Genomic DNA, 13,086 nt, shown 5'->3' with positions numbered 1-13,086 from the left:
CCGGGGCAGCCCCCGCGACCGGAGGAGCGACCTTTGACGACACCCGACACGCCTGCCAGCGGCCGGGTCCCCTTCAACGACCTGGGACGGACGGCCCTCATGGACACCCTCCGCGCCGCCGTCGACGAGGCCGTCACCGCGGGGGACTTCATCCACGGCCGTGCCGTCGACGCCTTCGAGCGGCGGTTCGCCGCATACAACGGCACCGCCCACTGCGTCGGCACGTCCTCGGGGACCAGCGCCCTCCAGTGCGCCCTGGCCGCCGTCGGCTGCGGCCCCGGCGACGAGGTCGTGACCGTCTCGGCCACCTTCGTCGCCACCGCGGCCGCGATCGTGCACACCGGCGCCGCACCGGTCTTCGCGGACATCGACCCGGCCACCCGTACCGTCCGGCCGGACCAGGTGAGAGCGGCGATCACCCCGCGGACCCGGGCCATCGTCCCCGTCCACCTCTACGGTCACCCGGCCGACCCGCGGGAACTGGCCGCGATCGGCGCCGAGCACGGCATCCCGGTCGTCGCCGACGCCTCCCACGCGCACGGGGCCACCTGGGAGGGCCGGCCGGCCGCGGCGTACGCGGACGTGAGCTGCTTCAGCTTCTACCCGTCGAAGAACCTCGGCGCCTTCGGCGACGCGGGAGCGCTGGTCACCGACGACGACGCCATCGCCCGGCGCGCCCGGGCGCTGCGCGACCACGGCCGGGAGGACGGCGAGGTCGTCGCGGTCGGCCACAACTGGCGGTTGGACACCCTCCAGGCCGCAGTGCTCGGGGCCAAGCTCCCGCACCTCGACGAGTGGACCGCCTCGCGGCGGCGGGCCGCGGCCGGGTACCGGCGGCTCCTCGACGACACCGGCCTCGCGCTTCCGGCCGTATCCGCGGAAGCCGGTCACGCGTACCATCTGTACGTCGTCCGGCACCCCGAACGCGACGCGCTGCGGGCCGAGTTGGCGCGGAACGGCATCGACGCGCGCGTCCACTACCCGCGGCCGGTGCACCACCTGCGGCCGTTCCGCGCCTTCCGGACCGCGCCGGAGGGGCTGCCGGAGACCGAGGCGCTGGCCCGGGAGTGCCTGTCCCTTCCCCTGTTCCCCGGCCTCACCGACGAGGACGCCGACGCGGTGGCGCGGGCCGTACGGGCGGCCCTGCGCACCGTGGGCGGACGTGCCGCCGCGAGCACCGCCCCGGCGGGCACGGCGAGCACCGCCCCGGCGGCGGACACCGCAAGCACCGAACCAGCAGACGGGGCCGCTCCGGCCCGCCACCGACCGACCGAGACAGCAAGGAACTGACGGCCATGCCTGCTCTGCGCGTCCTCGTGATCTGGCCACCCCAGGTCCTCAGTTACTTCAACGCCGGCCATCACAACCTGCTCTACAGCGTGGCCGACTATCTGCGCCGCCGGCCCGAGGTCGACCAGGTGGACACCCTCGACGCCTCCGTGGAATCCCGTACGTGGAAGGAGGTCGGCGACCTTCTGCACCAGGGCGGCTACGACGTGGTGGCGGTCACCAACGACCTGGACGGGGTGGACGGGCTGACCCGCTTCCTCACCTACGCCCGCCAACTGGCCCCCCAGGCGCGGCTGGTGACGTTCGGTCGGCTCAGCGGCATGCTTCCGCAGATGTTCACCAACTTCGACCTGGACGCGATCGTCGGCTCGGGCGACTACGAGCCGGGGGTGGCGGAGTTCGTCCGCGCCGTGGGCGAAGGCGCGCCGACGGCCGGCGCCCTGCCCGGGGTCTGGCTGCGCACGGACGGCGAGTGGAGCGCGCCCGCCAAGCCCGGCGCCGTGCTCTCCGCCCAGGACTGGGTGATGCCCGACGTCTCCGAGATCCCGTACCACGCCTACGACTGGCTGTACCGGGACGACCAGAACAAGTTCTGCGGCATTCCGGGCCGCCGGGAACTGGTGGTCCCGGCGGCCCGGGGCTGCCCCGTCGGCTGCGACTACTGCGAGGTCCCCGCGGTCTTCGGCAAACCGGACCGGCGCGCCACGGTGGAGCAGGTGGTGCGGTACATCGAGGAGTCCTTCGCCGCGCTCCCCTTCGAGTACGTCGCCTTCTACGCGCCGACGTTCACCCTCAACCGGTCCTGGACCAGAGAGCTCTGCGAGCGTCTGGTGGAGCGGGGCGCCCGGTACCCGTGGAAGTGCGCGACCACGGTGCACCACCTGGACGAGGAGCTGGTGGCCCTGATGGGCCGCAGCGGGTGCGTACGGATCAGCGTGGGAGTGGAGACCCTGGCGGAATCCGGACACGCCGCCCTGCCACGGCTGAAGCGGAAGGGCGAGGACGCCGTCGAGGCGCTCTCGGCCTGGTGCGAGCGCGCCGGCGTCGAGCTGAACTGCTTCGTCATCGTCGGACTGCCGGGCACCTCCGTCGCCGACGCGGAAGCGGCCATCGCCGGGGTCCGGGCCGTCGGCGGACGCGTACGGCCCACCATGTACAGCCCGCACGAACAACTGCACCCGGGGATGTCCGTGGACGCCCTCTCGCTGCACAACCGGCAGATCCTGCCCGACGACACCTTCACCGACCCGGCCGAGCGGCAACGGGCCTATGACATCGTCTTCGGCCGCGAACGCCGCCTGACGCGCGTCGGCGAGCAGGTGGGGGAGCGGCGCGGCACCGCCCCGGCGGCGGGGTCCCGGTCATGACGGCGCGGACTCCGGAGCGCTCGCTGCGGGACTGGTTCCCGACCCAGGCCGCCGTATGGGCCCTCGACGCCCGTAGCCGGAACCACGTCGCCGGTCAGCTCAACCTCAAGAGCTGCGAGCTGCTGCACCCCGCGGTGGCGCGGTGGCACGCGAGCCAGCTCGGCGGCCTCGCGCCCGCCACCGCCGTCGAGTACCCCCTGACCGGCCCGGCCCGCGACGCCGTCGCCGCCCACTTCGGACAGGATCCGGCGCGCGTCCTGCTCACCCCGGGCTCCGACCACGCCATCAACCTGGTCTGCGAGGCACTGGCCGCCCCGGCCGGACGCCTGGTCGTCGCCCGCCCGCACTTCGACAGCTGGACCCGGTGCGCCGCCCGCCTCGGCTTCCGCCTCGACGGCGTCGACATGCCGCACCGGGCGCCGATGGCCGCCACCGCGCTGACCGAACGGCTACTGTCCGGGCCGCCGGCGGTACTGGTGATCACCCAGCCCGACAGCATCACCGGCCGGCTCCACACCCGGGAGCAGCTGACCGAGGCGGTGGCGGCGGCCCACCATCACGGCAGCGTCGTCGTGGTCGACACCTGCTACCTGGCCTACGCCGACGACGGGGAGGCCACCCTCCAGGGCCTGGAGGCGTGGGACAACGTCCTGCGGATCAACAGCTTCTCCAAGAGCCACGGCCTCGCCGGCGCCCGGGTCGGCGCGGTAATGGCTCAGGCGTCGATCATCGACTACCTGGCCCGATGGGCGCCCGACGGCATGCTCTCCCACATGAGCCTGGCGCTGCTGGAGCGCGCCCTGGCCGAGCCCGAGGTCTTCCGCACGGCGCGCGCCGAGGTGCGGACGGCGAGAGCGGCGCTGGCCCGCGCCGTCGAACAGGCGCTCCCGGGCTGGTCGGCCCGTGCCACCCAGGCGAACTTCGTGGCCTTCGACGCGGAACCCGACGATGCCGCGCGGGTGCACGCGGCGCTGCTCGCGGACGGCATCCGGACCAGACTGCTCAACGGGGAGACCGGCTTCTCCGGCGGGCTGCGCGTCGCCACTCCGAGCCTCGCCGCCGTCCGCCGGGTGACGGACGTCCTGGCCGGCCTGCCGACCCCGGCGAGGAGCTGAGATGACCTTGCTCGACCTCACGGCCATCGGCTCCGCGCCGCTGTCGACGGAGCCCTACCCGTACGCCGTGCTGCACGACAGCTTCGCCGGCCACCAGGACGCCCTGGTCGAGGAGTTCCCCACCGAGGGCTTCCACTACGACGTACGGGACTCCGCCGAGGCGGGCGGCAAGCGCTACCGGACGTACAACTACCAGCTCGTCAGGTTCGGGGCGCCGGACCGGCGGAACATCGGCAGGCTCTCCCCGCGCTGGAGACTGCTCCTCGACGACCTGACGAGCACCGCCTACCGCACCGCCGTCAGCGCCGCGACCGGCACCGACCTCGCCGGGACCGTACTGGACATCCGGTTGGTCCGCTACGCGGACAGCTGCTGGATCGAACCCCACGTCGACCGCCCCGACAAGGTGGTCACCCATCTGTTCTACCTCAACGAGGAGTGGCACCCGCGGTGGTCCGGCGCGCTGCGGGTGCTGCGCTCCGCCGACATCGACGACTGGAGCCAGGAGGTGTACCCCCACGCCGGGACCTCGGTGCTGATGGTCCGCACGGACCGCGCCTGGCACGCGGTCCCACCGGTCACCGGCGCCGGCCCGCACGACAGGAAGACGCTGCTGGTGCACTTCGCCCGGCCCGCCGAAGCCGCCGCGGACACCGGGCAGCGATGAGATGCCCAACATCGTGATCGTGGGCATCTGCGGCGCGGGGAAGTCGACCCTGGCCCGAGCGCTCGCGCGGCGGCTGGGCCTGCGCCACATCGAAGTCGACGCGCTGCGGCACGGCCCGCGGTGGGGCGTACGGGCGTCCTTCGCGCACGACGTCACCGCGCTCACCGCGGCGGACGGCTGGGTCGCCGACTCGACCGCCTACCCGGAAGTGCTGCCCCGGCTGTGGGCCCGGGCGGACACCGCGATCTGGCTGGAGCTGAGCCGGGGCGTGGTGCTGGGCCGGGTACTGCGCCGCACCGCGCGGCGGCTGCTGACGCGGCAGACGCTGTGGGCCGGCAACCGCGAGACCTGGCCGGGCGTGCTGAGCCGCCGGCACCCGGCGGTGAAGGTGCTGCTCGACTTCCGCGACCGCCGGGAGAAGGAGAGGCGGATGCTGGCCGCGTTCGACGGCACCGTGGTGCGGCTGCGCACACCGGCCGAGGTCACGGCGTACCTGGCCGGGGTGCGGGCGCAAGCCCCGGGGGAAGAGCACAGGGGGAGCGATGTTCTTGGTGGTCGCTGACGAGTCGGCCCACGAGCGGGGCCTGCCGGGCGTGCGGGTGGTGACGGACGACCGGGTGACGGTGCTCGGCCGGACCGGACACGACCTCCTCCTCTTCGACGGAGTGCTCCACCCGGACAGCGGCATGACCCCCGCACGGCTTCTGCGGATGCTGCGCGGCGCCGCCGACACGGGCACCGCCGCCGACTGGGCCCCGGTCAAGGGCAGTTACGCCGGCGCGTACCTGCGCGCGGAGCCGGGCGGTACCCGGGTGCTGGCCTTCAACGACCACCTGGGCGTCGCCGACCTGTACTCCTGGACCGACGGCCCGGACCGGATGGCGCGCGGCTTCGCCGTCGGCAACGACTTCACCGAGCTGCTGACCCGGATCCCCGCCTCCGCCCGGCGTCTGGACGAGCGGGCGGCGGACGCCTTCCGCGTGCTCGGAGCCACGGTGAACGGACGTACCTTCGCCCGGGGGGTCCGCCGCCAGCCGCCGGGCACACTGCTGTCCTTCGGCGGCGCGATGGTGCGCAGGGCACGCAGCTGGCGGTACCGCTTCGAGCCGGCGGCACGGGACATGGACGAGGCCCTGGACAGGTGCTGGCAGCTGATCGAACAGGCCGGGCGGCGGATCGGGGCGTGCGCACCACGGGGCGGGCCCGCGCTGCTGGGGGTCAGCGGGGGGCACGACTCGCGCGTCACCGGCGCCGCCTGCGTCACCGCCGGCATGGAGCTGACCGGCTACTTCTTCGGCGAGCGGCGCAGCACCGCGGGGCGGTCGGCCGGCCACGTCGCCCGGGCCCTCGGCGTCCCGCTCGACTTCCCCGGCCGCAACCGCGAACTGCCCCGGTACTTCGCCGCCTCGCTGCACCACCGGCCGATGGCGGACCTGGAGTGGTGCAAGTACCTGCCCGGACGGGACGCCCTCGTCGCGGACTCCCGCGCGCTGCTGTCCGGCAGGCTCGGCGACCACCTCTTCAGCGACAAGGGGCACCAGCCCGAGGACGGCCCGCAGGACGACCACCAGATCGCCGCCGGGCTCTTCCACGAACTCGCCAAGGAGGAGGCGAGCGCGGCCGCCGCCGAGCGGATCGTCGACGACATCACCCAGGAGCTGTCGGGGCTGGGCGGTTCGGGCGTCCAGCGCAGGCGCGGCTTCAACTTCCAGAGCATGAGCATGTCCGTCAAACAGGGCGGACTGTTCCACGCCCTCGGGGAGATCCCCCACTACTCGGTATTCGAGGACATCGACGTGTTCGAGTCCGCGCTGGACCTGCCCAACGCCTGGCGCGTCGGCAACCGCTTCTACGACACCCTCCTGGAGCGCAAGCGGCCGCGGCTCGCCCGGAACCGGATCGACGCCCCGACGACCAACGAGCACAAGCCGATCGAGCGCTGGCTGCGCGGCAACGCGGAATTCGCCGACCAGGCGGGGCGGCTCCTCGACCTCGCCGAGGACATGGCGCTGCACGGGCGCAGACAGACCTTCGGCCAGGCGCTCGACGCGATGCTCGCGGGCCGGGCGACGCGCAACGAGATCCATCGGTACTTCCGGCGGGCCACCGTCAAGGCGTATGAGCGCACGCACGGATAGCCCCGCCGGGCGGGCGCGAGGCCGCGCCGGACCGGCCCGCCGCGGACACCGCCCGGCCCCGCCGCCGGTCCGGCCGGGCGCGCAGACCACGGAAGCGGTCCGCGGCGTCGGCCCCGCACCACCAACGAGCCCGATGGCGCAGAGCCGGTCCGGGCACCGCACGAGACGGAGCACGTATGAGCCAGGAGAAGCCGCGTCAGCCCTCCGCCGTCGCGGAGGCATGAGCGTGTCCAGCCCACCGTCCCGGACCGCGACGGGTTCCCGGGTCGTCCCCGGCGCGCCGAACGCCCGGGACCTCGCGGGCCTGCGCGCCGATGCCGGGCTGCGCGTGCGGCCCGGCCTGCTGTACCGCGGGGCCGGGGCCGCCGTCGGCCCGCTGACCGACCGCGCCGGCCTGCGCGTCGTCGTCGACCTGCGGGACGGCCGCGAGAGCGGCGGCGAGAAGCCGCCCCCGGGCGTCACCGTGCTGTCCCGGCCGCTGGTCGCGGACCGGTCGGCGATCAAGTCCGGCGGTACGCCCCAGCCCTCCCACTACCTCGCCTACTACCGCCAGTTGGCCCGGCCGGCCGCGCCCACCGCCGCCGAACTCGTCGGCCTGCTCGCCGAGCCGGACCGCCTGCCGCTCCTGGTCTGCTGCTCGGCCGGCAAGGACCGCACCTCCGTGGTGTGCGCGCTCGCCCTGCGCGCGGTGGGCGTACGTACGGCGGACCTCGCCCGCGATCACGCCCTGACCGGCCGGCTGTTCCGCAGGGACCCGGCCGCGACGCGGCTGCTGCCGTGGGCGCGCGGCCTGGCCCCGTACGAACTGGCCGCGCGCACCGCCACCCCCAGCCGCGTCCTGTGGGCGCTGCTGGCCGGTCTGGAGCACGAACACGGTTCGGTCCGGCGGTTCCTCATGGACCACGGACTGCGGCCGGACACCGTGCGCCGCGCCCGCCACGTCCTCCTCGGCGATCCCCGCGCGGCCGCCACCGGCGGCGGCCCACCCCGACCCGACAGCGACAGGAGCTGACGTGACCCCACCCCGCGCCCGGCGCGGCTACCTCACCCACGCCTTCAACCACGACGGCGCCGACTACCTGCGCATGGCCTACTGCCTCGCGCTGTCGCTCCGCCTGACGCAGTCCGCCGTCACCGGGCTGAGCGTCATCGTGCCGAGCTCCCAGCCCATGCCGGACCGCTACCGACGCGCCTTCGACCACGTCATCGCGATCCCGGACGTCCGGCCGGACTTCGTCGACAAGTCCTGGCGGGTGGACAACTACGTGCGGATGTACGACCTCAACCCGTATGAGGAAGCCGTCACCGTCGACGCCGACACCCTCTTCTTCGACGACGTGTCCCCCTGGTGGGAGGTGATGGCGTCGGCGGACCTCGTCGGCGGGACCGCGGTCACCTACCGAGGGGAGCCGATCACGCACAACCCCCTGCGCAAGGAGCTGTACCGGATCGGCCTGCCCGACCTGCACAACGGCTTCTGCTACTTCCGGCGCGGACCGGTCGCCGAGCGGCTGTTCGCCACCATGTCGGGCTATCTGGAGGACTGGGCCGGAACCTGCGACCGGCATTTCGGCAACCCCCAGGTGCCGTTCTCCTCCGACTCCGCCTTCCTGCTGGCCATCCGGGACACCGGCCTCGAAGACATCGCCGCCGGCCCCCGCCCCGGCACCCCGCATTTCGTGCACATGAAGGCATGCGTCCAGGGCTGGCCCGGGGTGCCGGAATCGGCGCGCGAATGGCGCCCCTACGTCAGCCACACCTTCGACGACCGGCTCCGGCTGCGGATCGACGGAGTCCGTATCGGCGCACCCCTCCACTACCACGTACGGGACTTCGTCACCGACGAACTGCTGCTGGCGTACGAGAGCGCGGTGGAGGCCCGGCATGGCGCCGCCCGGGGCTGACGCGCGGGCCGCGGGCCCGCGACACCGCCCGCCCGCATGCCTCCCCGCCGCCACACAGCTACCCACCGGCACGCACACCGATACGCACACCAGCAAGCCCGCCAACGAGGAGGTCGGACCGTGCAGCTCCGGGCCAGGTCTTTCGACGAGTTCGCCGAGGAATACGAGCGTCCGCACAGCCTGGCCGGTGACCCGGTCGGCGAGTGGCCGGCCGGGCGCCCTCCCGCGCGCGGGGGCAGCGCCCTCGCCGCGGCCGGGCCGGCCGTCTCCGCTGCGCGGACGGCGGTGAACCGATGACGCTGTTGAAGAAGTTCCCCGCCGACTTCCTGGTCTCGGAGAGCATGGTGCTGCCCACCAGCGGCCCCGACGCCGAAAGCACCCCCTACCACTATGTGCGGCTGCGCAAGCGCGGCTACACCACTTTCGAGGCGATCGACGCGCTCTCCGCCTTCTGCGGCCGGGACGCGCGCGAGATCGGTTACGCGGGCCTCAAGGACGAGGACGCGATCACCGACCAACTGGTGTCCCTCGCAGGCGCATTGGCGCCCGAACGTATCGAGCAGTTCAACACCGCGCACGGCGCGGGAGAACACCAGCAGGGCCACCCGCCGTTCCTGATGCTGCGTCACCACGGTTACGGACCACTGGCGCTCGGGGTGGGGGAGCTGGACGGCAACAGCTTCCACATCGTGGTGCGCCATCTGGACCAGGCACAGGCCGAACTGCTCCAGGGCATCCGCGGCCGGCGCAGCCTGTACTTCGTCAACTACTACGACACCCAGCGCTTCGGCGTGCCCACGGGCCCCAAGCGCACCCACCTGATCGGCCAGGCGCTCCTCGACGGCGACCACGGGCGGGCCCTGGAACTGGTCAGTGAGTCCGGCTCCCCCGAGGCGGACGCCGCGGGGCGGTTCACCGGCCCCGCCGCCGAGTTCTTCTCCGCGCTGGACCAGCGCCGGGTCGCCTTCTTCCTCTCCTCCCACGCCTCCTTCGCCTGGAACCGCCAGGTGGGCGACCTGGTGCGGGACCGCTGCGCCGACGCCGTGGCCTGGGAGGAGCGCGACGGCATCCCGTATCTCTTTCCCACCACGGCCGACGGGGTCCTGGCGGTCCTGCGGGACGGCCTCGGCCTGCGCTACGACAGCTGGCGCTGGCGGGACGGGCGGATGGCCTCGTCCGCCTCGGCCCGGCCGGCCGCCGTGCAGACGCAGATCCGCGTCGGGGAGGTCACCGAGGACGAGAGCGCCCAGGGGGCGTGGAAGTGCGTGCTCAAGTTCTTCCTCGGCTCCGGCTGCTACGGCACCACCGCGGTCAGCCAGTTCTTCCACCAGCTCCAAGCGGCCGCGCGGTGAGCGCCGGTCCTCCGTCCGAGCTGCTGGTGCGGGGTGGGCGCGAACTGAGCGGAGAGGTCCGGGTACCGGGGTTCAAGCACGCGTTCGTCACCGTCCTGGCCGGCGCGCTCACCGGACGCTCGGTGGTGACGATCGAGAACTGCCCCGCCATCGAGGAGACCAGGGTGCTGCTCGCGCTGGCGCGATCCCTCGGGGCCGAGGCGCACAGCGACGGGCGCACGGTGCGGGTCGACCCCTCGGGCCTGACCGGGCGGACACTGGACCCGCGGCTGGTCGACCGCATCCACGGCGCCGTCTACCTGCTGCCCGCCCTGCTGGCCCGCTCCGGCCGGGTGCACTTGCCGGCCGCCGGAGGCTGCCGCATCGGCGACGAGAGCGCCGGCGCTCGTCCGGTGCGCCAGTACGCCGAAGTGCTCCAGCGGTTCGGCGCCGAGGTCACCGTCGGCCCCGACGGCTCCCTGACCGTACGCGCCGACCGGCTGACCGCCTGCGAACTGGATCTGCGCGACTGGACGACCGACCGGGGGCTGCGCAGCGGTCCGCTGTACTCGGGGGCGACCAAGATGGCGATCCTCACCGCGGCCTCGGCGCGGGGCACCACCCGGCTGCGGCACCCCTACCCGAAACCCGACGTCACCGAGTTGGTCCGGCTGATCGACGCCACCGGCCGCCCCACGAGCTGCACGCCCGAGGGCGATCTGCTGATCGAGGGCCGGCCGGACGGCGGGCACGGCCGTTCCGTGCGGCACGTGCTGGTCAGCGATCTGATCACGGTGGTCACCTGGGCCACGGCCGCCGCCCTGACCAAGAGCACGATCCGACTGACCGGGCTGACACCGGACCGCCTGGCGGCGGGCCTGGCACCGGAGATCGACGTCGCCCGCGACATGGGTCTGGACTGGCGGCCCACCGCCGACACCCTGGAACTGACCGGCGAACCGCCGAGCGCCCCCGTCGACGTCACGGTCGCCTCGCACGGCATCTACAGCGACAGCCAGCCCTTCTTCATGCTCCTGGCGACGCTCGCCCCGGGCGTCTCGCACCTGAGGGAAACCGTGTGGCGCCGCCGCTTCACACACGTGCCGGAACTCCGGCGGCTCGGCGCGGACATCGAGGTGACCGACGCCCGGGCCCGGGTGGGCGGCGGGCGCCCGCCCAGCCGTCCGGACCAGTCCGTGACGGGCGGCGACCTCCGCGCCGCCGCCGCCCTGCTGCTCGCCGCCCTCGCGGTGCCCGGCCCGGTCCGGGTGGGCGGGGCCGGCCATCTCGTGCGCGGCTACGAGGACTTGGTCACCGACCTCGTACAACTGGGGGCGGACGTCCGGCCCGCGGTCTGAAGGGCGGCCGGTGCGCATCCCCGCTCGGGTGCGCACCGGCCGCGCCGAGAGCCCCGGAGACGGCCTCCCCTGTCAGCCCCGCGTGAGCAGCACCGGCAGGGAGCGCGGACTGTTGCTGACGATGGAGGGCAGCGGGACCAGCTCCTCGGCCGGCACCGCGAGCGCGAGCCCGGGGAAGCGGTCGAAGAGGGCGGGCAGGGCGATCTCGACCTCCAGGCGGCCCAGTGCGGCGCCGAGGCAGAAGTGCGGGCCGTGGCCGAAGGCCAGGTGCCGGGAGGAGTCGCGGCTGATGTCGAAGCGCTCGGCGTCCGGGCCGTGCAGGACCTCGTCGCGCCCGGTCGCCCCGTAGGCGGCGAGGATGGCGTCCCCCTTGGGGATCACCACACCGCCGACCTCGATGTCCTCCAGCGCGAACCGGAGCGGGAAACGGCCCACGGGCGCGTCCCAGCGGAGGGTCTCCTCGGTCACCGCGCTCCACGGCCGCGCACCGCCGCGGGCCAGGGCCAGCTGGTCGGGGTGGGTCAGCAGCGCGCGCACGGCGTTGGTGATCAGATTGAGCGTGGTGTTGTGCCCCGCCACGAACATCAGCAACAGGGTGCCGATCAGCTCCTCCTCGGTCAGCCGGTCGCCCGCCTCCCGGGCGGCGATCAGATCGCTCGTCAGGTCGTCGCCCGGCTTCTCGCGCTTGGCGGCGATCAGGGAGCCGAGCCCCGCGTAGATCGCGCGCTGGACCTCCAGAACCCCCGCACGGTCCATGGTGGTGTCCGTCATGACGGCGGACAGCCCGTGGAGCTCCTCGCGGCGGTCCTCGGGTATGCCGAGCAGCTCGCAGATCACGCTGATCGGCAAGGGATAGGAGAACCTCTCCCGCAGGTCCACCGGCCCGGGTACGTCCGAGACCAGCCCGTCGAGGAGGTCCTCGGTGATCCGGCCGATGCGCGGCCGCAGCGCTTCGATGCGGCGGGCCGTGAAGCCCTGGGCCACGAGCCCGCGCAGCCGGCGATGGGCCGCCCCGTCGGTGGCGGTCATGGCCCGGACCGACACGAAGCTCAGCATCGGCCAGCTCTCGGGCACCTCGCCCCGCGCCCACGCGGCCCAGTGGTGCAGGTCCTTGACGACGCGCGGGTCGCCCAAGAGGCGCTGCAACTCCTCGTGGCGGGTGATCGCCCACGCCGTGACACCGTCCGGCAGCTCCACCTCCACCGCGGCTCCGAGCGCCCTCAGCCGCGCGTTCTCCCCATGCTGGTCGACGCCCTCCGGAGAGAGGCGAACGGGAACGCGGTGCGCCTGCCGGGTCTTACCCATGAGATCTCCCCCTTGGAACGGAGCCCGGGGGCCGCACGATCGGCTCCGGGAGAGCCGTGGCGCGGCCCCCGGGCCGGTCGTCAGCCTCCGGACGGCATCATCACTTTGAGGTGGTACGAACAGCTTCCGGTGTGGGCCATCTGGCACAGGCCCACAGCCGGATCGAGCGCGGTCGGCATGTCCATGGCCTGCAACCAGCCGGTGAGGCGTTCCCCGGGTCCGCAGTGGTAGACCTTGTCGATACCGGCCTTCTTCACGCCCTTGTAGGCGAAGCACACGCTGACGTTCATGGTGTGCACGTCGCCCTCGATGGTCTCCTCCGCCTCGAACAGCGAGCCGAGATAGAGGTCCACGGCGGTGGTGAAGAGCGTCCGGTACTGCTCGACGCTCTCGACCTTGGTGATGCCGAGGCTGCGCATGAGCCGCCGCATCTCCTGGCGGCCGAACTCGCGGACGACCTGGATATTGGCCTCATTGGCGCTGTCGATCCCGCCGGCCTGCGCCGTCTGGTAGTACCAGAGGCCGTCGGTGGCCATCCACGACCGCCGCAGAAGATCCTCTCGCTCCGTGGCGGTCAGGGGGGCCGGGTCCTGGGGGGCTGCGGTCATCGT

Annotated in this window: 13 protein-coding genes; 11 read left to right on the top strand and 2 right to left on the bottom strand. The window is 73.5% G+C overall.

The window, feature by feature from the left end; genetic code table 11:
• Positions 1 to 33: 33 nt before the first annotated feature.
• The 11 genes from AC07AB_RS20650 (at position 34) to AC07AB_RS20600 (ending at position 11,170) form a co-directional block, all read left to right on the top strand.
• Positions 34 to 1,290 carry a DegT/DnrJ/EryC1/StrS family aminotransferase gene (locus tag AC07AB_RS20650; protein WP_478568860.1) on the top strand — a complete coding sequence of 419 codons (1,257 nt, stop codon included), beginning with the start codon at positions 34 to 36 and terminating at the stop codon, positions 1,288 to 1,290.
• A gap of 5 nt (positions 1,291 to 1,295) precedes the next feature.
• On the top strand, positions 1,296 to 2,657 hold the full coding sequence (locus AC07AB_RS20645; protein ID WP_478568857.1) for a B12-binding domain-containing radical SAM protein: 1,362 nt from the start codon (positions 1,296 to 1,298) through the stop codon (positions 2,655 to 2,657).
• Positions 2,654 to 3,772, top strand: coding sequence for an aminotransferase class I/II-fold pyridoxal phosphate-dependent enzyme (locus AC07AB_RS20640; RefSeq protein ID WP_478568854.1), 1,119 nt, complete (start codon positions 2,654 to 2,656; stop codon positions 3,770 to 3,772). Before AC07AB_RS20645 ends, AC07AB_RS20640 begins: the two co-directional genes overlap by 4 nt.
• A gap of 1 nt (position 3,773) precedes the next feature.
• The gene (locus AC07AB_RS20635) at positions 3,774 to 4,439 is read left to right on the top strand and encodes a 2OG-Fe(II) oxygenase (RefSeq protein WP_478568851.1); all 666 of its coding nucleotides are present in this window, start codon (positions 3,774 to 3,776) and stop codon (positions 4,437 to 4,439) included.
• Position 4,440: 1 nt separating this feature from the next.
• On the top strand, positions 4,441 to 5,001 hold the full coding sequence (locus AC07AB_RS20630) for a P-loop NTPase family protein (RefSeq protein WP_478568848.1): 561 nt from the start codon (positions 4,441 to 4,443) through the stop codon (positions 4,999 to 5,001).
• On the top strand, positions 4,988 to 6,577 hold the full coding sequence (locus tag AC07AB_RS20625; RefSeq protein WP_478568845.1) for a hypothetical protein: 1,590 nt from the start codon (positions 4,988 to 4,990) through the stop codon (positions 6,575 to 6,577). The genes AC07AB_RS20630 and AC07AB_RS20625 overlap by 14 nt, the downstream gene beginning before the upstream one ends.
• A 226-nt stretch (positions 6,578 to 6,803) precedes the next feature.
• Entirely contained in the window at positions 6,804 to 7,589 is a 786-nt protein-coding gene (locus tag AC07AB_RS20620) for a tyrosine-protein phosphatase (RefSeq protein WP_478568842.1), read from the top strand.
• Position 7,590: 1 nt separating this feature from the next.
• Positions 7,591 to 8,481 (top strand): hypothetical protein, encoded by an 891-nt coding sequence (locus tag AC07AB_RS20615; protein WP_478568839.1) that lies wholly within the window; start codon positions 7,591 to 7,593, stop codon positions 8,479 to 8,481.
• A gap of 120 nt (positions 8,482 to 8,601) precedes the next feature.
• Complete coding sequence (locus tag AC07AB_RS20610) at positions 8,602 to 8,778, top strand: hypothetical protein (RefSeq protein WP_478568836.1); 177 nt, start codon at positions 8,602 to 8,604, stop codon at positions 8,776 to 8,778.
• On the top strand, positions 8,775 to 9,833 hold the full coding sequence (truD, locus tag AC07AB_RS20605; protein ID WP_478568833.1) for a tRNA pseudouridine(13) synthase TruD: 1,059 nt from the start codon (positions 8,775 to 8,777) through the stop codon (positions 9,831 to 9,833). Before AC07AB_RS20610 ends, truD begins: the two co-directional genes overlap by 4 nt.
• Entirely contained in the window at positions 9,830 to 11,170 is a 1,341-nt protein-coding gene (locus AC07AB_RS20600) for a hypothetical protein (RefSeq protein ID WP_478568830.1), read from the top strand. Before truD ends, AC07AB_RS20600 begins: the two co-directional genes overlap by 4 nt.
• A 72-nt stretch (positions 11,171 to 11,242) precedes the next feature.
• On the opposite strand, the gene AC07AB_RS20595 is transcribed toward AC07AB_RS20600, so the two are convergent.
• Together AC07AB_RS20595 and AC07AB_RS20590 are read right to left on the bottom strand one after the other, a co-directional pair.
• Positions 11,243 to 12,475: a cytochrome P450 family protein gene (locus tag AC07AB_RS20595; protein ID WP_478568827.1), complete on the bottom strand. Its 1,233-nt coding sequence runs from the start codon at positions 12,473 to 12,475 to the stop codon at positions 11,243 to 11,245.
• 80 nt (positions 12,476 to 12,555) lie between these two features.
• A complete protein-coding gene (locus AC07AB_RS20590; RefSeq protein ID WP_478568824.1) occupies positions 12,556 to 13,083 on the bottom strand; it encodes a DUF6125 family protein in 528 nt (175 codons plus the stop codon).
• Between the last annotated feature and the right edge of the window lie 3 nt (positions 13,084 to 13,086).

The organism is Streptomyces sp. NPDC044033 (genome assembly GCF_056434425.1).
This window is presented reverse-complemented; position numbering and strand designations above follow the sequence as displayed.